Origin of the sequence: Ochrobactrum sp. AN78 (assembly GCF_029909885.1) — a bacterium.
Classification (GTDB): Bacteria; Pseudomonadota; Alphaproteobacteria; order Rhizobiales; family Rhizobiaceae; genus Brucella; species Brucella quorumnocens.
Genome location: NZ_JASAMU010000001.1, coordinates 614,582 through 636,160, shown reverse-complemented (window position 1 = coordinate 636,160; position 21,579 = coordinate 614,582). Strand labels below are relative to the sequence as shown.

Below are 21,579 nucleotides of genomic sequence, written 5' to 3'. Positions count from 1 at the left end.
CAAACGATCAATAGCCGATTATTTATCGGAAACGATCGTGCAGCGTCCTTTGCCTTGCAGAATATCGGCCAAGCCGCCGTTTTCATGGATGGAATAAACTATTATCGGAATGTTGTTCTCACGCGCAAGGGCGACAGCAGCCGTATCCATCACCGCGAGCCCGCGATCAAGAACTTCCTTGTGTGTGAGCTTGTCAAACCGCGTTGCAGTTGGGTCTTTTTTCGGGTCAGCCGAATAAATACCATCGACCTGCGTGCCCTTCAAAAGTGCATCCGCACCAATTTCGGCTGCGCGCAATGCTGCGGCCGAGTCTGTTGTGAAGAAAGGATTGCCAGTACCACCTGCAAAAATCACAACCTTTCCTTCGTCCATATAGGCAGTTGCCTTGCGCTGAGAGAAGCTCTCGCAGATTTCAGGCATTGCTATGGCGGAAAGGACAACGGCATCCACGCCGATTTTGTGAAGCGAAGTACGCAGGGCCAGCGAATTGATCACCGTTGCAAGCATACCCATGTGATCACCCGTCACGCGGTCGCCACCCTTGGACGCTACTGCAACGCCTCGGAAAATATTGCCGCCACCGATCACGACACCCACTTCAACGCCCAGTTCACGCGCCTGAGCAATGTCACTGGCAATGCGATCGGCAACCGAGACATCGATGCCAAAGCCCTGACTGCCCATCAATGCTTCGCCTGAGGCTTTGAGGACAACGCGTTTATAGGCGGACTTAACGGACATGGAGTGTTCTCCGCAGATCATGATCAACTGTTACTATTGGGGTTCCGATACACGAAGGGCACCGCGTTGTCACGCGATGCCCTTCACAATCAAAAGCCTTTTAACCCATTTCCAGCAAAACTGCATAAGCCTTTTGCGTAGGATAATGTGGTAAGACAAATATTGAAGCGCATTCGAAAACCGGATGCACCTCCAAAAGGCTGTTTAGCCCTTGGCAGCAGCAGCAACTTCAGCAGCGAAGTCGCTTTCTTCCTTCTCGATGCCTTCACCGAGAGCGATGCGTGCAAAGCCGATGATCTTCGCAGGAGCGCCGATCGACTTTTCAGCTTCCTTAAGCGCTGCTTCAACAGTCAGGTCCGGATTGATAACGAAAGCCTGCGAAAGAAGAACAACTTCTTCGTAGAACTTGCGCATACGGCCTTCGATCATCTTTTCGATGATGTTGTCTGGCTTGCCGGATTCACGAGCCTGCTCGATGAAAATAGCCTTTTCACGCTCAGCAGCAGCTGGATCAACGTCAGCAGCAGTCAGTGCAAGCGGGTTGATTGCAGCAACGTGCATTGCGACCTGGCGGCCAAATGCGTTTGCAGCTTCTACGTCGCCAGCAGTTTCGATTGCAACGAGAACGCCGAGCTTGCCGAGGCCGTCTGCAACGCCGTTGTGAATGTAGGTAGCAACTGCACCCTGCGAAACTTCAAGAGCCGCCGAGCGACGGAAGCTGATGTTTTCACCAATGGTTGCAACTGCATCTTTCGCAGCCTGCGTTACCGACTTGCCGTCGATGTCTGCTGCAGCAACAGCTGCCGACGAACCATCGGTCGACAGAGCAGCCTGAGCGATCTTGCGAACGAGATCCTGGAAAGCGTCGTTACGAGCAACGAAGTCGGTCTCGGAATTGACTTCAACAACAACGGCCTTGTTGCCGGAAGCTGCAACACCAACCAGACCTTCAGCAGCCGTACGGCCAGCCTTCTTGTCAGCCTTTGCCATGCCCTTGGCGCGCAGGTAATCAACAGCGGCTTCGATGTCGCCATTGGTTTCAGCAAGCGCTGCCTTGCAGTCCATCATGCCTGCGCCAGTCAGTTCGCGGAGTTCTTTAACCTGTGATGCGGAAATGCTCATTGTGTCGCCTTTCACGAAAGCGAAGGCACACCGAATGGGTGTGCCAACTTTTAACCAACGCTCATTGCGTCGGAACGAATGAAGTTATCCACCCGTCATGTGACGGATGGATGAAATTCATAAGCGCTGATTATGCGCCTGCAGCTGGAGCTTCGAGAGCTGGCTCAACAGGAGCTTCAGCCTGTGCACCAACGTCGATGCCAAGCGCGCCCTGCTGACGTGCAATGCCGTCAAGAGCAGCACGGGCAATCAGATCGCAATAAAGCGAAATAGCGCGTGCAGCATCGTCGTTCCCTGGGATCGGGAAGTCGATCTGGTCTGGGTTGCAGTTCGAATCGATAACAGCAACAACCGGAATGCCAAGACGCTTTGCTTCCTGGATAGCAATTGCTTCCTTGTTGGTGTCAACGATGAACATCAGATCAGGAACCGAACCCATGTCCTTGATGCCGCCAAGTGCGCGGTCGAGTTTTTCACGCTCGCGCTCGAGGTTCAGGCGTTCCTTCTTGGTGAAGCCGTGTGCTTCGCCCGAGAGAATTTCGTCGAGCTTGCGCAGACGCTGGATCGAGTTCGAAATCGTCTTCCAGTTGGTCATCATGCCGCCCAGCCAGCGTGCATTAACGTAGTACTGAGCCGAACGGGCTGCTGCATCAGCAATGATGTCCGAAGCCTGGCGCTTGGTACCAACGAACAGAACGCGGCCACCACGAGCAACAGTGTCCGAAACGACCTTCAGCGCATTGTGCAGCAGAGGAACAGTCTGGGACAGGTCGAGAATGTGGATGTTGTTACGGTCGCCATAGATGTATGGGGCCATCTTCGGATTCCAGCGGTGTGTCTGGTGACCGAAGTGAACGCCAGCTTCCAGAAGCTGACGCATGCTGAATTCAGGCAATGCCATCTGTATTTTCCTTTTCCGGTTGAACCTCCACGGGCTGAGGCGATTGCTCGCCACCGGAGGCTGAAGCAGGATTTCTCCCTGCAAAAGCCCAATCCCGTGTGTGGAATAGGCGCGCTGTTAACTTATCGCGCCAATAAATGCAAGCCTTGTGACCATTATACCGCCAAAGACTGCATTAAAGCATCTCCAGAGAAGCGGGAACCGGCTTTCTGGAGATGCGGAGAACAAATAATTGGAGCGTCTCCAACCAATCTATCTTAACTGAATCCGCTCTAATAAACTTATTTGCAGCTCGCGCTTGGCTGCTTGTCATCATATACATCAAGCTTGACCAGTTTTCCGCGCATGGAAAAATCACCATAATCCATGGTTAGGTCGCGCGTAATGCCATTCCGGTATAGCTTGAAATTAATGCGATAAATCGGTAGCCCGTCCTGCTTTTCCTTGTCATCGAAATAGGAAATCGTCACCGGCCAGACATTGTCCTTCGTGAACTTGCCCATGGCTTTGGTTTCGTCGCTTTTGGCTTCCTGCTCCTTGCCGACAACAACGGTTGTTGCGACAACACGATCAGCATCTTCCGACGCATCGTATAATGACGTCTGGTAAAATCGTTCGCCAGCTTCCGCCTTGCCGATCAGCTCTTCCATATGAGTCGTCGGAAATTGTGTCGCCTTCAGATCAATATTGTCTTCTTTAGGTTTGGACAGGGCGACAACCGTTTTGCCGTCTTCAACCTTGGCATCGCCGCGCACTTCCTTGACCAGTTCCTTATCGACAAAAGTCTTGTTGACGAAACGGAAGTCCTTGCCGTTGCCGCTTTCAAAGGTTGTCGTCTGCTGATCGGTCACACGCTGCGGCTGCTCATCCATGTCGATGCGCGTCACGAAACGAAAATTCGTCGTATAGCCTTCGCAGGCTGAACCATTGAACTCATAGACCATACGGCCGGTCAGCCCACTGATCCCGGATTTCTCATCGGCACGATCCAACGTGAGATCATACACTGCGCGATGCGGAACCAACGTTACCGTCGAAGCAGCGGCGGCAATACCGACCGAGCTACCCCAAACGCAAGCCGCTGCTCCGCTTGCTGCAAATGCCATACTCAAAAAACGCATACATGAATCTCCCGATCTGTTGAGGAGCATGATAAAAAAACTCATGGCGGAAGCGAGGCAAAAAACGCACCCTCCCCAAAAGCTTCACCGATTCTATCCAATATATCGGGTGCGAAAGGCATTAAGTTAGTAAGGATTAATAGAATGACCGACACAATCGACAGCCGTCTTAAAAATCTGGGTATATCTTTGCCAGAAGCTGCAGCACCAGCTGCAAACTACGTGCCTTTCGCACAAACGGGCTCTCTGCTGCTTACATCGGGCCAGCTTCCGCTGGAAAATGGCAAACTCGTTCATACCGGCCAGATTGGCGATGTGCTCACAGTAGCACACGGTCAGGCCGCAGCGCGCGCATGTGCCGTCAATATATTGGCGCAAGCAAAGGCTGCACTTGGCGACCTGAACAACATCAAGCGGATCGTGAAAATCACCGTATTCGTTTCGTCGACCGCCGATTTTGTCGAACAACATCTTGTTGCCAATGGCGCATCCGATCTGCTCGTCGCGGTCCTTGGCGACGCGGGCAAGCATGCGCGCTCGGCTGTCGGTGTTGCGAGCCTGCCGCTCAATGCTCCCGTTGAAATCGAAGCAATCATTGAGGTTGCCTAAATGTCTTCACCAGAATGGCTCAAAAAGCAGCCGATTGCGCATCGCGGACTGCACGATCTGAACAAAGTGCGCTGGGAAAACACCCTATCGGCCTTTGATGCTGCTGCAAAAGCGGGCTTTGCAATCGAATGCGACGTACATCTCACCAAAGATGGCAGCGTCATCGTATTCCATGATGACGATCTCAAGCGCCTCACCGGACGAGATGGTCGCATCAGTGACCTGACACTCGCGGATGCCACCGAGCTGCGTATTGGTGGCACTGGCGATCATGCACCGACACTACGCCAAATGCTTGATCTGGTCGCTGGTCGTGTGCCGCTTGTCATCGAGCTTAAAGGCATTGAAGGCCGTGACGATGGTCTGGTCGCCGCTGTCGCAAAGGAGCTCGCTTCCTATAAGGGAGAAGCTGCGATCATGTCCTTCGACCATCATCTGGTCCGTCTGTTTGCAAGCGACGCTCCGGGAATTCCCGGCGGACTGACTGCTGAAGGCACGCGAATCAAGGATTTTGAAGCACACTTCTCGATGCTCGCGCATCAGATTTCGTTCGTGTCTTACAATGTGCATCACCTGCCAAACCCGTTTGTCAGCTTTGTTCGCGAAAAGCTCAACCTTCCGGTCATCAGCTGGACGGTCCGCGACGCCGAGATGAAAAAGCACAGCGATCTCAACGTGGATCAGATTACCTTTGAAGGTTTCGATCCCCGGTCTTTGGTTGCCTGATAGGAAAATCCGGCGATGAGCGACGACGAAAGGCAGACAGAGCAAAGCTTCGTTCTTCGTGTCGTCGAAGGCATCGGCGATTTTTCGGAAGACGAATGGAACCACCTTGCCGGAACCTTCCGGCAAGGCGGAAACTACAATCCCTTTATTTCGCGCGCCTTTTTGAATGCGCTCGAACAATCCGGGTCCGTTTCACAGCAAGCGGGCTGGTTGCCACGATACCTGCGCCTTGAAGATGACAAGGGCTACCTAATAGGCGTTGTACCGAACTACCTCAAAGGGCATAGCCAGGGCGAATATGTCTTCGACCATGGCTGGGCCGATGCTTTTGAACGCGCTGGTGGACGCTACTACCCCAAGTTTCAGGCCTCAATTCCCTTCACACCCGCAACTGGGCCACGCTTACTCCATCACGCAGAGTTCGAACCCGATGCGGTTCAACTTGCTCTCGCAAACGGGCTACGCCAATTGACGGACCAGACCGGCGCTTCGTCTGCCCATGTGACCTTCGCGCCGAAAAGCGAAATTTCATCACTTGAAAGATCTGGCTTTCTGCATCGAACAGATCAGCAATTCCATTTTATAAACAACGGCTTTTCAAAATATGATGACTTTCTAAATGAGCTTGTTTCGCGAAAACGGAAAGCACTCAAAAAAGAACGTCGCGATGCCTTGTCTGAAGGTATCGAAATCGACTGGTTGACCGGCAGCGATCTGACGGAATCGGTCTGGGACGATTTTTATGCGTTCTATGTCGATACGGGTAGCCGCAAGTGGGGGCGCCCTTATCTCAACCGTAAGTTTTTCTCACTGATTGGCGAGACGATGGCCGACGACATATTGCTCGTCATGGCCCGCCGCGACAGCCGCTATATTGCAGGCGCGATCAACTTTATTGGCAGCGGCACACTTTATGGTCGCCACTGGGGGTGTATCGAGGATCACCCATATCTCCATTTTGAGGTCTGCTACCATCAGGCAATCGACTTTGCAATCGACAGGAAACTTCGTGTCGTTGAAGCCGGAGCGCAAGGTGAACATAAACTCGCCCGCGGGTATGTTCCGGTTACAACCCATTCCGCGCATTATATTGCGCATGAGGGTTTCCGCAGAGCAGTTAGCGATTATCTGGAGCACGAGCGCCGCGAGGTCGAACAGATACATGTAGCACTGGAAGAGCATTCGCCTTTCAAACACACATGAATGCCAACATAGATAGAATATTGAACTGGAGAGAATCGCATGTCCGCCACCTATGATGACAACAACATCTTCGCCAAAATCCTGCGCGGCGAAATTCCGTCAACACGCGTCTACGAAACAGATCATGTTGTGGCCTTCATGGATGTCATGCCACAGGGAACGGGCCACACGCTCGTTGTTCCCAAAGCGCCATCGCGTAATCTGCTGGATGCGGAGCCTGAAACGTTGGCTGAAGCGATACAGGCCGTGCAGAAGATCGCCAATGCGGTCAAGAAGGCGTTCAGCGCCGATGGTGTCACTGTCATTCAGTTCAATGAACCTGCAGCAGGCCAAACGGTTTACCATCTGCATTTTCACGTGATCCCACGTTTTGAAGGCGTAGAACTCAAGCCACATACCGGGAAAATGGAAGACGCAGCGACACTTTCAGCAAATGCTGAGAAAATCCGCACAGCACTTTGATAAGAAACGGCTTTATAAGCTTAAAAGTCCAGTTATCAGCAGCACTTCGGCAACCAAGATACCCACAAGCAGGCGCTTTCCTGCAATGAGATAGGCTGCAAAGCCAGCCGCAGCTGATCCAACCCGCAACCACATCGGGGAGTTTGCAAGCTCCCCGTTCGGGTACAGAATAAGTTGCGCGATCACGCCTGCGACAAGTGCTGTGGCGACACAGCGAACAAACACCAGCACTTCCGAATCTTCGCGTACTCGACCACCAACGATAACACCCATCACGCGAAAAATATAAGTCGGAAGCGCGCCTGCAAGCAGGATGAAGGTAAACGGCCACCACCAGTCGGAAAAACTACCCCAGTTCATTTGGCCACATCCTTGCTGGAATTACGTGACCGATGGAAAGCAAAAGCAATCACCCCGCCCGCGACACCCGTCATCAACAAATCGTAACCCGGCGCGAACTGATGAAAAATCGGGAACAACACGATCCCAGAAACCATGGCAATCTGCCCTGCCCGCTCGCGAGCCGAACGCCAAAGCGATGTCAGAAAATACATCGGTGTGAGCATGAATAGTGCCGCAAACACCACCGGCGGAAATGACGCTGAAAGCAAATAAACCACCGCGACGACCAGCGCATTTGTCCCAACAAGGACCGTGCCAATTCCTGCAAAGTAGCTTGTACGCATATCGCGCGGAACGTTGCGCAATTCCTCCATCGCCATGACCCAGGCCGTAACTGCCACAAAATGGCAGAGCGCTGCGAGCGTGAGTTTTCGGGTCTTCGGCCCCTTCAGCTCTGGCAGAAGTGCGACAACCATTGGCATCAAACGAACCGAAGACAATCCGACGGCGAGTGCTGCCGCGGGGATCGAAGCACCAGCGCTGATTGCACCGATTAGAACCACTTTGGCCGGTAGCGCCCAGATGGTCAGCGTCATGAAGACTGCCTGCCCGACGGTTATGCCGCTTTCAATCGCCAATCCTGCAAAGCCAATGAAGGAGCTCATCAGCAATATTGCTGGTACGCTGATTATGCGACGCGTCCCACGAAAAAACCAACCCAAGGAGCTAGTTTGTTCGGCTGACTGATGCTTAGAACTGAGGGAGCGACTCGAAGACATATCTTAAAAATAGAACAGGACGCAAAAAAGAGCACCTGCATTTAGCGCGATCTGTCCAATCAAAAGCACTTAAAATGAAAAAGGCCCTTCCAAAGAAGGGCCTTTCCGTAAAGTTTATTTCTTGCGCGGCACTTTAGGTACAGACGACTTTGCCGTCGTGGCTTTGGTTGCTGGCTTGGCCGAGACTTCTTCATCCTTGCCAGCCAATACCTTTTCCTTCTCGGCCTTTTTCGGTGCAGCTTTCTTGCGCTGTGGAAGCTTCTTCTCCGGAGGAATATCCTTCTTAAGCTTCACAGGCTTATCAGCGACACTTTCAAGCACGAGATCGGTCTTGCCGTCGTCCTTGGTCGTTACATCAACACGAACCATTCCACCATGCTTAAGCTTGCCAAACAGCACTTCATTAGCCAACGGCTTCTTGATGTGCTCCTGGATAACACGAGCCAGAGGACGTGCGCCCATACGTTCGTCATAACCCTTGTCCGCAAGCCAGGCGATCGCAGCTTCGGTTAGCTCAAAAGTAACACCACGTTCTGCAAGCTGGGCCTCAAGCTGAAGCACAAATTTCTGCACAACCTGATGAATGACCGGAACAGGCAGCGGGCCGAATGGCACAATTGCATCGAGACGGTTGCGGAATTCCGGCGTAAACAGCCGGTTGATCGCTTCCATATCGTCGCCTTCGCGTCGCGTCGAACCAAATCCAATCGCGGCCTTTGCCATATCAGCAGCACCGGCATTGGTGGTCATGATCAGAATGACGTTGCGAAAGTCGATCTTCTTGCCGTTGTGATCGGTCAGCGAACCATGATCCATAACCTGCAACAGAATATTGTAAAGGTCTGGATGTGCCTTCTCGATTTCATCGAGCAGCAACACGCAATGCGGATGCTGATCGACGCCATCAGTCAGAAGACCTCCTTGATCGAAGCCGACATAGCCGGGAGGCGCACCGATCAAACGCGATACGGTGTGGCGTTCCATATACTCGGACATATCGAATCGAAGCAGTTCCACGCCCAGCGAAGACGCAAGCTGCTTGGCAACTTCTGTCTTACCGACACCTGTCGGGCCGGAGAACAGATAGGAACCAATTGGCTTATCCGGCTCACGCAAGCCTGCACGAGCAAGCTTGATGGCAGCCGAAAGCGCTTCAATTGCCAGATCCTGACCATAGACGACGCGCTTGAGTTCCGCATCAAGATGCGAAAGCACAACCTCATCATCCTTGGAAACCGATTTGGGTGGAATCCGAGCCATGGTGGCAATGGTTGCTTCGATTTCCTTGACGCCGATTGTCTTCTTTCGTTTGTTTTCCGGCAGAAGCATCTGGCTTGCACCAGTTTCATCGATCACGTCGATGGCTTTGTCCGGCAACTTGCGGTCAGAGATGTAGCGTGCAGAAAGCTCCACCGCAGACTTGATGGCATCACCCGTATATTTGACTTTATGGAAGTCTTCAAAATACGGTTTCAAACCCTTCATGATTTCAATGGCATCCGGGATCGACGGCTCATTGACGTCAATCTTCTGGAAACGACGAACCAGTGCCCGGTCTTTCTCGAAGAACTGACGATATTCCTTATAGGTGGTCGAACCGATGCAACGGATTGCGCCGGAAGACAGAGCAGGCTTCAGCAAGTTCGATGCATCCATTGCACCGCCCGACGTGGCGCCTGCGCCAATCACCGTATGAATTTCGTCAATAAACAGAACCGCTCCCGGATAATCTTCGAGCTCTTTCACAACCTGTTTCAAGCGCTCTTCGAAATCGCCGCGATAGCGGGTCCCTGCAAGCAGCGTACCCATGTCGAGCGAAAAGATCGTGGCATCAGCGAGTGCTTCAGGCACTTCGCCCTCAACGATACGCTTGGCCAGACCTTCGGCAATCGCAGTCTTACCGACCCCAGGATCACCCACGTAGAGTGGGTTGTTCTTGGACCGACGGCAAAGAACCTGAATAGTACGGCTGATTTCACTGTCACGACCGATCAGCGGATCGATACGCCCGGATTTGGCTTTTTCATTCAGATTGACGCAATAGGCAGAAAGAGCATCCTGCTTTTTCTTTGTGCCTTCTTCCGGCTCTACGCTTGTGCGTTCTTCGCTGGCGCTTTCCGCACCGCGCGGCGTGCGTGGCTCGCTACTCTGTGTACGCTTCGAAATGCCGTGCGAAATATAATTGACGGCATCATAACGCGTCATCTGCTGTTCCTGGAGGAAGTAAGCAGCATGGCTTTCACGCTCCGCGAAAATGGCAACGAGCACATTGGCGCCCGTCACTTCCTCACGGTTTGAAGATTGGACGTGGATAACTGCGCGCTGAATCACGCGCTGGAAAGCGGCCGTAGGTTTGGAATCCTCATCATAGCCGGTGACGAGATTATCCAGTTCACGGTCGATGTAATCTGTAACTATCCGTTTGAGGTGCTCCAGATCGACGTTACAGGCGCGCATCACTGCGCCTGCATCCTGATCGTCGATCAGGGCAAGCAAAAGGTGTTCGAGCGTCGCATACTCGTGATGCCGCTCGTTCGCGATGGTAAGCGCTTGATGCAGCGCCCTTTCAAGGCTGGGAGAAAACGATGGCATATGACCTCACTTTTTCTCCATTACACATTGTAATGGATGCTGGTTTTGGCGGGCAAAATCCATGACCTGACTAACCTTGGTCTCAGCAACTTCGTATGTAAATACGCCGCACTCGCCGACACCGTGGTTATGAACATGCAACATTATACGCGTCGCATCGTCCATGTTCTTTTGAAAAAAACGTTGCAGGACATGAATGACAAACTCCATGGGAGTATAGTCATCATTGAGAAGCAGGACGCGATAGAGGCTTGGCTTCTTTGTTTTCGGCTGCGTACGCGTGACCACCACGGTACCGTTATCCGGTCCGTTCCCGCCGTTGGTCTTGCTCTGCATGACTGGATTAGAATGCCGCATGAAAACTATCACCCAATGCCCAGTTCCTGGCCCAGACATCTGGACCTTACTATCTGCCTGCTTGCCCATATATGTAGGGCGTCATGCGGTGATTTTAAGCCCTTCGACGACACTTGCAACCGAGACTTATTGCAAGCTGCAGCATTGGCACAATTATCTCGATAAGTTTATCGGGAAATTCCAGTCCCCGAAAGGCAAACCATGTCGCTTCAGCAAAATTCACGGCTCAGCCGAAAAATCTGACAGGCAATTTTTTTCAAATTTTATGAATAAGTCGGTTACCATAAACGGATTGGTAACGCTGATGACAGTAAGGTCACGGAATTAGATTGCTGTGTGCCCTTTGCGCCGCAGTTCAAAAAAACCGGGATACAGGCAGGTCATCATCGTGCGTACCGCATTCAGTAAAGTCGCATACGCCTTGAAAAGAGCGGCGCAAGCCACCCTTCTTCTCGCTGTCGTAACAGGCTGTTCCACAGCCTCTACAACAGTGCCAGCCGTTGCAGCTAGCGATCGGTATGCCGCGATCGTGATTGACGCGAACACAGGTAAAACGCTGTTTGCATCCAATGCAGACGCAAAGCGGTATCCCGCGTCGCTCACCAAGATGATGACCATGTATATGCTTTTTGAAGCAATAAAATCCGGTCGCATCAACAAAGATACCCGCATTCCGATCTCCGCCTATGCTGCCGCACGTCCTCCGACAAAGATCGGCTTCAAGCCGGGTCAGAGCATTCGCGTTGAAGATGCCATCCTTGCCATGGTGACAAAGTCTGCCAATGACGTTGCCACGGCATCCGGCGAATTCCTCGGTGGTTCTGAAGAACGTTTCGCCCAGATGATGACGACCAAAGCCCGTCGTCTTGGCATGAGCAACACCACATTCCGCAACGCATCTGGCCTGCCAAACATGTCCCAGCAGACCACTGCCCGCGACATGGCAATCCTCAGCATTGCGCTTCGTCAGCATTTCCCGCAGGAATTCTCATATTTCTCGCGCCGCAATTTCGTATTCCGTGGTCAGACAATCAACGGCCACAACCGTTTGCTCGGCCGCGTTGAAGGTGTTGACGGCATCAAGACCGGTTACACCAATGCATCCGGCTACAACCTTGCCTCTTCGGTCAATCTCGATGGCCGTCGTCTGGTTGCGGTTGTCATGGGTGGTAACACTGGCGCAAGCCGTGACGCCCACATGACCCAGCTAATCCGCAAGTATCTGCCTGCAGCCACGCGTGGCCGTGTTTCCGAACCACTCGTCGCAATGCGCGGTGAAGTTCCACAGGTCGTTGCATCTGTCGATCTTCCAAAGGCACGTAATGCGCCGGTTCCGGTTGCACGTCAAATCAATGAAGTTGCTGACGTCATCAACAACGAAAGCGGTGAAGGCGACGTCGATCAGCCACAGGTTCTGGCTCTCGCAGCACCAACGCAGCGTCCAGCAGCAATGGCAGCGCAAGCAGCGGTTCGCCCCACGCCAAAGGCAGCGGTTCCCGCCGCACCGGCTCACGACATTGATCCCGTTACGACTGCATCGGCCCCTGCAAGCGGTGGCTGGGCAATCCAGGTCGGCTCGCTTCCAAGTGAAGGTCAGGCACGCGACATGCTCGCCAAAGCTTCGGCTTCGGTTGGTGGTTCGTTGCGCTCTGCATCGCCTTATACAGAAACCTTCACCAAGGGCAGCTCCACTTTCTACCGTGCACGCTTTGTTGGCTTCTCCTCGAAGCAGGCTGCATGGGATGCATGCGCATCACTGAAAAAGAAGAACTTTGGCTGCTACGCAGTCGCAAACTAAAAGCATTTCCAGCAAAAGCGCGAAGCGGTTTTGCATGGGACGATGCGACAAGAGAACAATCCGAACGCAGGAGGGATACCTCTCTTGCACCGCTTTAAACCCGAAATTTGTATTGCGTAGAGGGTTTCGAGATGTCGAATATGAATGAACCAATCGGACAATATGCCCTGAAGTCCAGTACATGGGCCGAACAGGCACCTCGTCCCTCAGGTCTGGGTTCCCTGTTTTCTGTTCAGGCTTTGAAGCAGGCGGCGATTCGCATTGCGGACGTGCGTCACGGCAAAGGTTTCCATACCCGCGATCTGGTTGGATTACTGGTAAGCCATGCCGCTCGCAACCGCCGCATGATGCAGCCGCGCACAATGATGCGTATGACCTTACCGGTCACATCAGACAAAGTTTCAGTACGTCTCACCATCGAAAGCTGAGGACGTTACAAGCTAACACAAATAGGCCTGCCATTTATGGCGGGCCTATTTTTTCATAAAACTTCGTCTTTCAGAGTAAAAATTACTGACCGATGACAAGTTGCAATGTTGAATATTATATCGGTCACTATTAACTGCTATCTTTACGTTGCGATTAACTAATTAATTAAAAGTAGTAATTGCACCGAACGTGAACTCATGAAATTAAGCCGCCTTGTAAAAAGGAGTTTTCATGACAAAGAATATTTTTATTATTACCGTTGCTATCGCTTCATTTAGTACAGGGATGGCTAACGCATGTTCTATGGCTACTGACCCTGCAATGTGTGAACGTGAGCGGAAATGTGAAGAAAAAGGGTTGTTAAAGCCATTCTGCATTTTGGGAGCTACGCAGGATCACAGCAGCGACAACAATAAGAAATAACCTAAGTAGAAAACCAACGTAACGAGCCTTTAGCATCGTTATAAGGTTTCAAATATGCGATAAGCCTCAGACATCCGGGGCTTATCGTTGTTAGAGCAAACCCAGTGCTGCAAGCTCCTGCCGCAGCTCGGACGGCAAAGCTGCCCTACCCGATTTTCCGGCAGCTTCATCCAGCGGAACCTCATTTTCAGCGAGATAGCGCCAGCCCTGAAACGCACGCCGCGGCTGCCATTGGGTCGGGTAGATCTTTGGCTCGAGCATAAGATGACAGCGGTTAATACCCTGCTCATCGGTAAAAGGGCGGATATCCAGCAGGCGCTGACGGCATTGCACATTGCCCTTGATCACCCAGTAGAGCGAACCACCTTCCAGTAGTTCATCGACACGCTTGGGAACCATTCGTGTGGTGTGAAACTGTTCTGGAACGAGCTCGGCAGCACGCTGCTCGGCCAGCCTGAAATCAATCCAGGCCGCGAGATCTTCGATGCTGTCGCAGCCGACGCAGAGTTTGACGAGATTAAGTGCCATGGAGCTGATTTAGCCAAGCTGAATAAGAGCTTCAAGTGATAAGAACGTTATCCTCAGCAGGCAACCACATTGACAGCCAAACCGCCTTGACTGGTTTCCTTGTAACGTTCGCTCATATCATGACCTGTCTGACGCATGGTTTCGATACAAGCATCAAGCGGCACAAAATGCTGACCATCGCCTTTAACTGCCAACGATGCAGCAGTGACAGCTTTAACAGCGCCCAGCGCATTGCGCTCTATGCAAGGAACCTGAACAAGTCCGCCCACAGGATCGCAGGTCATGCCAAGATGATGCTCAAGAGCGATTTCAGCAGCATTCTCGATCTGCTCCGGAGAACCACCAAGAACGGCTGCAAGACCGGCTGCTGCCATAGCCGACGCCGAACCGACCTCACCCTGACAACCGACTTCTGCGCCCGAAATAGACGCATTGTGCTTGATCACACCACCGATAGCCGCAGACGTCAGCAGAAAATCGCGAATGCCCTTCTCATCGGCATCGTCGTGGAAATGCAAATAATAACGCAGAACCGCAGGCACAACGCCCGCTGCACCATTGGTCGGTGCAGTCACAACACGACCACCTGACGCATTCTCTTCATTGACCGCCATCGCATAAACAGACAGCCAGTCATTGGCGAGCAACGGATTGACCTTGTTGTTGCGCCAATCGTCTTCCAGCCGTTCAAAAAGCTGGCGGGCGCGGCGGCGAACCTTCAAACCGCCCGGCATGATACCATCGCGGCTCAATCCACGCTCGATGCAGCCACGCATTGCACCCCAGATACGATCCAGACCTTCATCCAGATCAAGGCAAGACATATGGCATTCTTCATTGGCGCGCTTCATGTCAGCTATCGAAAGGCCGCTCGCGCGCGCCATCTCCAGCATTTCAGCAGCATTGTTGAATGGATAAGGCACATCAGCCGTTTCCTCGCGCTTTCCGCCACTGGTCTGCACACGGCTCATTTCTTCTGCTGTGACAACAAAACCACCACCGATCGAAAAGTAGACGCGGCGGAGCAACAGACGGTCACTACGATCATAAGCCTCGAAAGCCATGCCATTGGCATGACCTGGCAAAGGTGTTTTACGATCAAGAACCAGATCCGTGTTGGGATCAAACTGATAAGCCGGATGACCGGCAGGCTGCACAGTCTTCGCGCGTGAAACCTTTTCGACTTCGCTGTCCATGATATCGGGATCGATCGAATCAGGTGTGTAGCCACAAAGACCAAGAACCACGGCGCGATCTGTCGCGTGTCCAACGCCGGTATACGCGAGCGAGCCATGAAGGCTGGCCTTTAGTCGATAAACCTTGGCATTGGCTGGCTTCGGCCAATTGTCGCTGATCAGCTCATCGAGAAACATGTGAGCGGCCGTCATCGGGCCCATCGTGTGTGAACTCGAAGGCCCAATGCCAATCTTGTAGAGATCGAATACCGACAGAAACATTCTACACCTATTCCGACCCACAAACGGGTAGTGCAATCTACTGTATCGGCCCAAAAATCAGAATCGATTTTTGGATAGCACGATGCGTGATTCAACAGTTAAGAGCGTCCTTTGTGCGCCCTACAAGGTGCACGACGCTCTAACATGCATGCGCTCATCAGACACACGCAATAATATTACACCATTATCAGATAGTGTAGGAGAGGAGCAACGCCAACAGAATGCCGAAATGCGGCATTAAATTTCCGGTTTACGCAATACCACAGCACGTCGCGTTCTTGTGCGAATGCAAACGTCTGCTCTGTCGATGTTCAATGGGAAGCTCGATCCGAAAAGCCATTCAACTTTTCAAAAATTATCACGCCTGTATCAAGCGGAGAAAAGGTAGGCCATGAGAATGATGGTAGCGAGGCCAACGACTGCCCAGAGCGTAACGCCCCAGCAGGATTTTTGAACGGTTTCGTCCATGGAGATTTTTTACAACCTTGTTGTGCAACTCTTATAATCAGCGTCCTTCACAACGCTGTTACCGGAGATATAATCCTGAAGCCGATGAAACGCAACTGTGAAAAATGGCAGAAATGCGGCGCTTTTACCCGCCTTGCTTCACGGCGTTTCAAAAACTGTTTTAGTATCAGAACCTTAACAACACGTATGCTTAACAAAAGCTTTAAAGTCACGGCAGAAATGCGGCATCAGGGTTGAGGCAACAGCATATCTGTCTTACCGGTTAGCCAGTATGCAGTCAGCCCCACCCACTCGCGCATTGCCACACTAAAACGAGACAAGGCCTCATTTGGCGATTCGAGATAGAGAGAAAAACTCTCTTTTGCCGGTGTCTTGTAATCGACCGGCCAAGCAACGACATCGAAACCGGCCTTGCGGAAACATCCGATCGAACGCGGCATGTGATATGCCGATGTCACAAGAAGCCATGTTTCGCCGGGCTTTGGCTGTGCCAGTGTCTTTGAAAACTCGGCATTCTCTACCGTATTGCGTGACTTGTTCTCGAAAATGAAGCGGTCCCCCGCGAAACCGAGATCAGCCAGCATCCTGCGTGTGCTATCAGCTTCGGGCACAGCTTCTTCAAAAAAAGCACCGTCTCCGCCCGATACAATAACCTTTGCATCAGGGTATAACCGGGCAAGTCGCATTGTTTCGAATATACGGTCGGCAGCGCTATTGAGCTCAAATCCCGGTCTACCAGCGTTGATATCCCCGTTCATGTAACCGCCCAACACCACGATACCGTCGATACGTTGCGGCAGCTCTGTCTGTTTAGGAAAGCGATCTTCCAGCGGGGCGAGAAGCACAGAACCAAGCGTTGTGTACGCACTGATAAACAAGACAACAGCGCCAATAACTAGCGTTGCGAGGCCAAGTTTTCTAAACCCTGCCCAAATCAATAAAAGTGTGAGCAGCAGAAATACGAAGATGATGGTCAGAGGCTGGAAAAACAGCCAGAATAGCTTTGAAACACTGAAAAACAACACAATCTCCGCCGACAAACTTCACAGTTCAATCCAATCCGAACGAATCCGATTCTCTGACATACTATAGCCGTGCAATCGCATGTGATAAAAACCTGCCTGACTCGAATTTCCAATGCCCAGGACGTGATATGCAGAGCAATGTTGAGATGACTGGTACGCCCTCACGCCGTCAGCGGCTGGAGCGCATCGATATAGCGCGTGGTCTAGCGCTCATTGCGATGGCGATCTATCATTTCGGCTGGGACCTTGAGTTTTTCGGCTATATGGCGCCAGCCACCACCGCGCATGGTGGATGGAAACTCTTTGCCCGCTGCATCGCATCAAGCTTCCTGTTTCTGGTAGGTTTTAGCCTCGTTCTCGCACATGGCCGCGCCATTCGCTGGAATGCTGTAGGAAAACGTCTGTTGCAGATAGTGGCAGCAGCGGCTGTGATTTCAGCGGTAACATATTATATGTCGCCGGATAGCTTCATTTTCTTCGGTATTTTGCACCAAATTGCGCTGGCAAGTGTGCTTGGCCTGCTGTTCCTGCGCCTGCCTGCCGTTGTAACTCTCATAGTCGCAGCCTTTGTCATTACAGCGCCGCTTTACGCACAGTCTGATATTTTCAACCAGATGTGGCTTGCCTGGGTCGGACTTTCAACAGTCCCACCACGTTCCAATGATTATGTGCCACTGTTTCCATGGTTTGGCGCTGTTTTGCTTGGTATTGCGGCGGCGCGCATCTTCGAGCGCTTCAACTGGCTGTCAGTGCTTTCAAGCGGAATAACACCGCGTTTTCTGCAAAAACCACTGACTTTCATCGGTCGCCATAGCCTCGCATTCTATCTGATCCACCAGCCGGTGTTGATCGGGTTGGTCTTTGTCTTTTCTCAGATCATGCCACCTGCACGACCAGCGCCACGTGAAGCGTTCACACAATCTTGCGTATCATCCTGCATGCAGAATGGCAGCGAGGCGCTCTGTGCTCAATTTTGTGGTTGCGTTGTCAGTGAACTCGACAAGGCAAAGCTGTTTGACGATGTCTTCAGCGGAAAAGCTGACCAGAACAACAACAGCACAGTTCTGCAAATCGCGGAAATCTGCTCACCTGTGCCAGATAGCCAGCCTTAGAACGCATTTCGTTCTGATTTTATCAGATCTGCGCTTTAATTCTTTGCTGTATCGCGCACCTTTCCCGAAAACCGTTTCACACTTTTCGGGATGTGCTTTAAATCAGGTGGAAACACCAAGTTCTGCCAAACGCTCAATGCAGGCTTCTTCCACCTGATCAAGCTCGGCAAGCGTCTCATCAATATCACGACGCTTCTGCCGAAGATCGCCTCGTTTTTCCTCAACACGCTTCATCAGTAACTTGAGCTGGCCAGTTTCACCCGGTGGCTCACGATACATCTGCACGATTTCATGGATCTCGGCGATCGAGAACCCAAGGCGCTTTCCGCGCATGATTTGCTTGAGAAGATGCCGATCAGACGGCCTGAACAAGCGCGTGCGACCACGCCGTACAGGCGCTATCAACCCCTCATCCTCATAAAAACGCAGTGTCCGGGTTGATATCCCGAATTCCCGCGTCAGCTCCGTGATCGTATAATATTCGCGCACTACGACATCCCAGTCTTGCAATATGCAGGCAAATGTTGTGCAACCGCCTTTACGTAAAAGTCAATATTAAACCGTCACATTCGCTAATATTGCCTATAAGTAGCCACCACATTTATCACACAGCCTTGCCATCATAGTGCCGCTCATGCGTTATGAAGTGACAACAGGATTGGTAACTGACAGCGATTCATGCGGCGTTCTATAAAATATACCCTTATTGGACTGGTTATTGTTGCGCTTGCCGGTGCGGCACCTTTTGCGGTTGAACCTGTTGTCCAGAAGATCGGCGAAGGTTCGATCCGTCAGTTGGCGAGAGATGGCAACTTCTGCACAACGGGTGATTGCGAAGAAGGCATAAACTATGCCATTGGCTTCCTCGAAACCAATTATGGTCTCTCTCCGGAGAACGTTAAATGGTGTATGGGTGTCGATGTTATCGCACATTATGAATTGCCATTTGGCAATGAATGGAAAAAGACGATAACTGATCGGATGTATCAGCGTTGCGGCGATCCTAATCAGGACGAACCTGTCGGAAATTACACGGCAGAATAGAAGGCCCTTTGTTTAATGACGCGACTTTTGCGCCTTGCCGCGTGGCTGGTTCTGGCAATAATTCTTATCGTGACGATAAGCCCGATCCAATTTCGACCCATTACCGGTGAACCGGCTGATGTTGAACGTTTCGCAGCTTTTGTTCTTGTCGGTTTTCTGTTTGCGCTCGCCTATCCACGCCACTGGATCGCCGTTTTGTTATTGACTGTCGGATGCGCAGGCATGTTTGAGTTGCTTCAACGCTTAGCTCCGGGTCGTCATGGAGAATTCGCAGACTTTGTCTTCAAAGCAGTGGGTGCAATCGGTGGCGTTTTTATCGGCCGTGGCCTTAGCCTTCTGCCGTTCTTTTCAAAAAAGACCGGAAGCTAACGCCCGACCTTCTGTTTTCCCCATTGGAACCAAACCGATGCATGAGCGTTTTATCAGCATCAATTCCAACGGAGGTTTGAAATGGCCGATAACAAAACAGCTAACGACGTTCAGCAGGCTCTGGAACAACAGGTTTCTGAATTGCGCGGTGAGCTGAAACGTCTGTCAAAGTCTTTGGCATCACGCACAAGCGACTTTAGAGATACCGCCGAAGACGCTCTAGATGATGCATCCGGTCGGTTCCGCCATGCAGCGCAGGCAGTCCGTGAACGCGGTCAGGCAGTGGCAGAAACGGTTAAGGAAAATCCCGGCACAGCAACGACCCTATTTGGTACTGCTGGCATCTTGGGCATCTTGATCGGTGTAGCGATTGGCTGCGCTTTATCTGATCGCCGCTAATTCTGATAAGACTCCTCCTGACTAACCCGCGCTCCACAGCGCGGGTTTTCTTATGGGCTTTACCCACGACATCAACGCTGCTAATCGGAGCCATTGGCTATCTGCCACCGGTCGCAGCCTACCCGGTTAAAACAAGGACAAACGCGTGATATGCACGCGTGAAGACTGCACCGTGGCTTTCATAAAGGCACGCAAATGTCTGAAAAGACGATATATTCCGATTTAAAGCAGCTTGGATCAACCGCGGCAGTTCCACAATCACCTGAAGAGGCTGTTCTTGAACGCGTTGCAAATCCGCAAGCAGGAACACCCTATTGTGTTCGCTTCACAGCACCTGAATTCACCTCGCTCTGCCCCATGACCGGACAGCCAGACTTCGCACATCTGATGATCGATTATGTGCCCGGAGAATGGCTGGTTGAAAGCAAATCGCTCAAACTTTTCCTGTTTTCTTTCCGCAACCATGGTGCGTTCCATGAAGACTGCACCGTGACAATTGGTAAACGTCTGGTCGAACTGCTTCAGCCTGAGTGGCTGCGCATTGGCGGCTACTGGTATCCGCGCGGTGGGATCCCGATTGATGTGTTTTATCAAACGGGCGCAGCACCTCAGAATGTTTGGATTCCTGAACAGTCAGTACCCAATTATCGTGGTCGCGGTTGATTACAAATATCTGTATCTAAAGCGCGTCCAAATAGGTGTGAAACAGTTTTCGGAGAAGTTGCGCGTAAAGACAAATAATTAGAGCGGTTCAACACCTCGTTTTAATCGGAACCGCTCTATTGCCGCTATGCACCGCGATGCCTATTATTGGCATCAATATTGAAACCGGAAACACTTCAGATGACTAAAGTTTTCCTATTGATTTCGCTGGCTGTTCTTTCCGGCTGCGGTGCTGGAAAAGCGGCAATGGATGCGGGCAAAGGGTTCGACCGATTCGCTTGCGCATCGCGCAATTTCAAGGGCGAACCGCCCTGCCCGCAACCTGATACTCCAAACCAGACACCATAACCCGGAAAGAGGCAGCCATGGCCATTCAACCCCAAGACGTTCTCGAATTCTGGTTCTCCGCAAAGATGCGGGAAAACTGGTTCACCAAGAGCGACGAAATCGACGCGGAAATTCGCGAAAAGTTTTTGGCTGCTTATGAAGACGCGCGCGCTGACAAGCTCGAAGACTGGAAACAACTGCCGGAAAGCGCACTCGCGCTGACCATTCTGTTCGATCAGTTTCCACGCAATATGTTCCGTGGCTCTCCGCGCTCATTTGAAAGCGATGGCCTTGCACGTGATGTGGCAGCACAAGCGCTCGACCACGATTTCGATCGCAAACTGTCCGCTGAACAGCGGCAGTTTTTCTATCTGCCTTTCATGCATAGCGAACACCTGAGTGATCAGAAGCGCTGTGTCGATCTTTACGAAAAGCTGGGCGACGAATCCTCACTCGGCTTTGCGCGTCAGCATCACGACATTATCGAACGCTTCGGCCGCTTCCCGCACCGCAATAAGGTGCTGGGGCGCGACACCACGCATGATGAAGCCGAATTCCTCAAGGAACATGCAGGCTTTTGAT

At 51.9% G+C, this 21,579-nt stretch carries 26 protein-coding genes; 14 read left to right on the top strand and 12 right to left on the bottom strand.

Annotated elements, in window-relative coordinates:
- Window positions 1–18: 18 nt before the first annotated feature.
- The 4 genes from pyrH to eipB form a co-directional block, all read right to left on the bottom strand.
- Window positions 19–741 (bottom strand): UMP kinase, encoded by a 723-nt coding sequence (pyrH, locus tag QBD00_RS03085; RefSeq protein WP_095446762.1) that lies wholly within the window; start codon window positions 739–741, stop codon window positions 19–21.
- A 204-nt stretch (window positions 742–945) separates the two neighbouring features.
- Complete coding sequence (gene tsf / locus QBD00_RS03080; protein ID WP_318578614.1) at window positions 946–1,863, bottom strand: translation elongation factor Ts; 918 nt, start codon at window positions 1,861–1,863, stop codon at window positions 946–948.
- A 130-nt stretch (window positions 1,864–1,993) separates the two neighbouring features.
- Complete coding sequence (gene rpsB, locus QBD00_RS03075) at window positions 1,994–2,764, bottom strand: 30S ribosomal protein S2 (protein ID WP_095446764.1); 771 nt, start codon at window positions 2,762–2,764, stop codon at window positions 1,994–1,996.
- A 281-nt stretch (window positions 2,765–3,045) separates the two neighbouring features.
- Window positions 3,046–3,885 carry a cell envelope integrity protein EipB gene (gene eipB / locus QBD00_RS03070; RefSeq protein ID WP_095446765.1) on the bottom strand — a complete coding sequence of 280 codons (840 nt, stop codon included), beginning with the start codon at window positions 3,883–3,885 and terminating at the stop codon, window positions 3,046–3,048.
- A 144-nt stretch (window positions 3,886–4,029) separates the two neighbouring features.
- Between eipB and QBD00_RS03065 the strand changes: the two genes are divergently transcribed.
- From QBD00_RS03065 to QBD00_RS03050, 4 genes are read left to right on the top strand one after another with little or no spacing between them, the layout of a single operon-like run.
- Complete coding sequence (locus tag QBD00_RS03065) at window positions 4,030–4,494, top strand: RidA family protein (RefSeq protein ID WP_095446766.1); 465 nt, start codon at window positions 4,030–4,032, stop codon at window positions 4,492–4,494.
- Window positions 4,495–5,220 (top strand): glycerophosphodiester phosphodiesterase, encoded by a 726-nt coding sequence (locus QBD00_RS03060; RefSeq protein ID WP_264231073.1) that lies wholly within the window; start codon window positions 4,495–4,497, stop codon window positions 5,218–5,220.
- Window positions 5,221–5,235: 15 nt separating this feature from the next.
- Window positions 5,236–6,423, top strand: coding sequence for a GNAT family N-acetyltransferase (locus QBD00_RS03055; protein ID WP_318578613.1), 1,188 nt, complete (start codon window positions 5,236–5,238; stop codon window positions 6,421–6,423).
- Between the two features lie 39 nt (window positions 6,424–6,462).
- Window positions 6,463–6,885 (top strand): HIT family protein, encoded by a 423-nt coding sequence (locus QBD00_RS03050; RefSeq protein ID WP_318578612.1) that lies wholly within the window; start codon window positions 6,463–6,465, stop codon window positions 6,883–6,885.
- A 12-nt stretch (window positions 6,886–6,897) separates the two neighbouring features.
- On the opposite strand, the gene QBD00_RS03045 is transcribed toward QBD00_RS03050, so the two are convergent.
- From QBD00_RS03045 to clpS, 4 genes are all read right to left on the bottom strand, one after another.
- Window positions 6,898–7,245 carry an AzlD domain-containing protein gene (locus QBD00_RS03045; protein ID WP_095446770.1) on the bottom strand — a complete coding sequence of 116 codons (348 nt, stop codon included), beginning with the start codon at window positions 7,243–7,245 and terminating at the stop codon, window positions 6,898–6,900.
- Complete coding sequence (locus tag QBD00_RS03040) at window positions 7,242–7,892, bottom strand: AzlC family ABC transporter permease (RefSeq protein WP_095446771.1); 651 nt, start codon at window positions 7,890–7,892, stop codon at window positions 7,242–7,244. Before QBD00_RS03040 ends, QBD00_RS03045 begins: the two co-directional genes overlap by 4 nt.
- 228 nt (window positions 7,893–8,120) lie before the next feature.
- Entirely contained in the window at window positions 8,121–10,598 is a 2,478-nt protein-coding gene (gene clpA, locus QBD00_RS03035) for an ATP-dependent Clp protease ATP-binding subunit ClpA (RefSeq protein WP_318578611.1), read from the bottom strand.
- 6 nt (window positions 10,599–10,604) lie between these two features.
- Window positions 10,605–10,955, bottom strand: coding sequence for an ATP-dependent Clp protease adapter ClpS (gene clpS, locus QBD00_RS03030; RefSeq protein ID WP_024897070.1), 351 nt, complete (start codon window positions 10,953–10,955; stop codon window positions 10,605–10,607).
- A 388-nt stretch (window positions 10,956–11,343) separates the two neighbouring features.
- Here clpS and QBD00_RS03025 point away from each other — a divergent pair, with 388 nt between their 5' ends.
- The 3 genes from QBD00_RS03025 to QBD00_RS03015 all read left to right on the top strand — a co-directional run bounded on the left by QBD00_RS03025 (window position 11,344) and on the right by QBD00_RS03015 (window position 13,605).
- Window positions 11,344–12,753 carry a D-alanyl-D-alanine carboxypeptidase gene (locus tag QBD00_RS03025; RefSeq protein WP_318578610.1) on the top strand — a complete coding sequence of 470 codons (1,410 nt, stop codon included), beginning with the start codon at window positions 11,344–11,346 and terminating at the stop codon, window positions 12,751–12,753.
- Window positions 12,754–12,884: 131 nt separating this feature from the next.
- Complete coding sequence (locus QBD00_RS03020; protein WP_151093634.1) at window positions 12,885–13,181, top strand: hypothetical protein; 297 nt, start codon at window positions 12,885–12,887, stop codon at window positions 13,179–13,181.
- Between the two features lie 232 nt (window positions 13,182–13,413).
- A complete protein-coding gene (locus QBD00_RS03015) occupies window positions 13,414–13,605 on the top strand; it encodes a hypothetical protein (RefSeq protein ID WP_318578609.1) in 192 nt (63 codons plus the stop codon).
- A 90-nt stretch (window positions 13,606–13,695) separates the two neighbouring features.
- Here the strand turns inward: QBD00_RS03015 and QBD00_RS03010 are convergent, their stop codons facing one another.
- From QBD00_RS03010 to QBD00_RS03000, 3 genes are all read right to left on the bottom strand, one after another.
- Complete coding sequence (locus QBD00_RS03010) at window positions 13,696–14,133, bottom strand: DUF1489 family protein (RefSeq protein ID WP_318578608.1); 438 nt, start codon at window positions 14,131–14,133, stop codon at window positions 13,696–13,698.
- Between the two features lie 53 nt (window positions 14,134–14,186).
- Entirely contained in the window at window positions 14,187–15,590 is a 1,404-nt protein-coding gene (locus tag QBD00_RS03005; protein ID WP_318578607.1) for an L-serine ammonia-lyase, read from the bottom strand.
- Window positions 15,591–16,285: 695 nt separating this feature from the next.
- Entirely contained in the window at window positions 16,286–17,080 is a 795-nt protein-coding gene (locus QBD00_RS03000) for a YdcF family protein (protein WP_318578606.1), read from the bottom strand.
- A gap of 149 nt (window positions 17,081–17,229) precedes the next feature.
- Here QBD00_RS03000 and QBD00_RS02995 point away from each other — a divergent pair, with 149 nt between their 5' ends.
- The gene (locus QBD00_RS02995; RefSeq protein ID WP_318578661.1) at window positions 17,230–18,195 is read left to right on the top strand and encodes a DUF1624 domain-containing protein; all 966 of its coding nucleotides are present in this window, start codon (window positions 17,230–17,232) and stop codon (window positions 18,193–18,195) included.
- Between the two features lie 102 nt (window positions 18,196–18,297).
- On the opposite strand, the gene QBD00_RS02990 is transcribed toward QBD00_RS02995, so the two are convergent.
- Complete coding sequence (locus tag QBD00_RS02990; RefSeq protein WP_024897062.1) at window positions 18,298–18,684, bottom strand: MerR family transcriptional regulator; 387 nt, start codon at window positions 18,682–18,684, stop codon at window positions 18,298–18,300.
- Window positions 18,685–18,873: 189 nt separating this feature from the next.
- Here QBD00_RS02990 and QBD00_RS02985 point away from each other — a divergent pair, with 189 nt between their 5' ends.
- The 6 genes from QBD00_RS02985 (at window position 18,874) to QBD00_RS02960 (ending at window position 21,578) form a co-directional block, all read left to right on the top strand.
- A complete protein-coding gene (locus QBD00_RS02985) occupies window positions 18,874–19,239 on the top strand; it encodes a hypothetical protein (RefSeq protein ID WP_318578605.1) in 366 nt (121 codons plus the stop codon).
- 15 nt (window positions 19,240–19,254) lie between these two features.
- Complete coding sequence (locus QBD00_RS02980) at window positions 19,255–19,608, top strand: VanZ family protein (protein WP_095446778.1); 354 nt, start codon at window positions 19,255–19,257, stop codon at window positions 19,606–19,608.
- Between the two features lie 81 nt (window positions 19,609–19,689).
- A complete protein-coding gene (locus QBD00_RS02975; protein ID WP_095446779.1) occupies window positions 19,690–20,007 on the top strand; it encodes a DUF883 family protein in 318 nt (105 codons plus the stop codon).
- 195 nt (window positions 20,008–20,202) lie between these two features.
- Window positions 20,203–20,670: a preQ(1) synthase gene (gene queF / locus QBD00_RS02970; protein ID WP_318578604.1), complete on the top strand. Its 468-nt coding sequence runs from the start codon at window positions 20,203–20,205 to the stop codon at window positions 20,668–20,670.
- Between the two features lie 180 nt (window positions 20,671–20,850).
- On the top strand, window positions 20,851–21,018 hold the full coding sequence (locus tag QBD00_RS02965; protein WP_167388300.1) for a hypothetical protein: 168 nt from the start codon (window positions 20,851–20,853) through the stop codon (window positions 21,016–21,018).
- A gap of 17 nt (window positions 21,019–21,035) precedes the next feature.
- A complete protein-coding gene (locus QBD00_RS02960; RefSeq protein ID WP_095446781.1) occupies window positions 21,036–21,578 on the top strand; it encodes a DUF924 family protein in 543 nt (180 codons plus the stop codon).
- The last annotated feature ends 1 nt before the right edge of the window (window position 21,579 follow it).

Excerpts from the sequence above, each read along its gene's own strand:
- QBD00_RS03050 (WP_318578612.1), top strand. The coding sequence starts at position 6,463 with ATGTCCGCCACCTATGATGACAACAACATCTTCGCCAAAATCCTGCGC.
- pyrH (WP_095446762.1), bottom strand. The coding sequence starts at position 741 with ATGTCCGTTAAGTCCGCCTATAAACGCGTTGTCCTCAAAGCCTCAGGC.
- QBD00_RS03020 (WP_151093634.1), top strand. The coding sequence starts at position 12,885 with ATGTCGAATATGAATGAACCAATCGGACAATATGCCCTGAAGTCCAGT.
- QBD00_RS03040 (WP_095446771.1), bottom strand. The coding sequence starts at position 7,892 with ATGAGCTCCTTCATTGGCTTTGCAGGATTGGCGATTGAAAGCGGCATA.
- QBD00_RS03045 (WP_095446770.1), bottom strand. The coding sequence starts at position 7,245 with ATGAACTGGGGTAGTTTTTCCGACTGGTGGTGGCCGTTTACCTTCATC.
- clpA (WP_318578611.1), bottom strand. The coding sequence starts at position 10,598 with ATGCCATCGTTTTCTCCCAGCCTTGAAAGGGCGCTGCATCAAGCGCTT.
- eipB (WP_095446765.1), bottom strand. The coding sequence starts at position 3,885 with ATGCGTTTTTTGAGTATGGCATTTGCAGCAAGCGGAGCAGCGGCTTGC.
- QBD00_RS03055 (WP_318578613.1), top strand. The coding sequence starts at position 5,236 with ATGAGCGACGACGAAAGGCAGACAGAGCAAAGCTTCGTTCTTCGTGTC.
- QBD00_RS03060 (WP_264231073.1), top strand. The coding sequence starts at position 4,495 with ATGTCTTCACCAGAATGGCTCAAAAAGCAGCCGATTGCGCATCGCGGA.
- QBD00_RS03015 (WP_318578609.1), top strand. The coding sequence starts at position 13,414 with ATGACAAAGAATATTTTTATTATTACCGTTGCTATCGCTTCATTTAGT.
- clpS (WP_024897070.1), bottom strand. The coding sequence starts at position 10,955 with ATGCGGCATTCTAATCCAGTCATGCAGAGCAAGACCAACGGCGGGAAC.
- QBD00_RS03065 (WP_095446766.1), top strand. The coding sequence starts at position 4,030 with ATGACCGACACAATCGACAGCCGTCTTAAAAATCTGGGTATATCTTTG.
- tsf (WP_318578614.1), bottom strand. The coding sequence starts at position 1,863 with ATGAGCATTTCCGCATCACAGGTTAAAGAACTCCGCGAACTGACTGGC.
- QBD00_RS02995 (WP_318578661.1), top strand. The coding sequence starts at position 17,230 with ATGACTGGTACGCCCTCACGCCGTCAGCGGCTGGAGCGCATCGATATA.
- QBD00_RS02980 (WP_095446778.1), top strand. The coding sequence starts at position 19,255 with ATGACGCGACTTTTGCGCCTTGCCGCGTGGCTGGTTCTGGCAATAATT.
- QBD00_RS02960 (WP_095446781.1), top strand. The coding sequence starts at position 21,036 with ATGGCCATTCAACCCCAAGACGTTCTCGAATTCTGGTTCTCCGCAAAG.
- QBD00_RS02975 (WP_095446779.1), top strand. The coding sequence starts at position 19,690 with ATGGCCGATAACAAAACAGCTAACGACGTTCAGCAGGCTCTGGAACAA.
- QBD00_RS02985 (WP_318578605.1), top strand. The coding sequence starts at position 18,874 with ATGCGGCGTTCTATAAAATATACCCTTATTGGACTGGTTATTGTTGCG.
- QBD00_RS02965 (WP_167388300.1), top strand. The coding sequence starts at position 20,851 with ATGACTAAAGTTTTCCTATTGATTTCGCTGGCTGTTCTTTCCGGCTGC.
- queF (WP_318578604.1), top strand. The coding sequence starts at position 20,203 with ATGTCTGAAAAGACGATATATTCCGATTTAAAGCAGCTTGGATCAACC.
- QBD00_RS03010 (WP_318578608.1), bottom strand. The coding sequence starts at position 14,133 with ATGGCACTTAATCTCGTCAAACTCTGCGTCGGCTGCGACAGCATCGAA.
- rpsB (WP_095446764.1), bottom strand. The coding sequence starts at position 2,764 with ATGGCATTGCCTGAATTCAGCATGCGTCAGCTTCTGGAAGCTGGCGTT.
- QBD00_RS03005 (WP_318578607.1), bottom strand. The coding sequence starts at position 15,590 with ATGTTTCTGTCGGTATTCGATCTCTACAAGATTGGCATTGGGCCTTCG.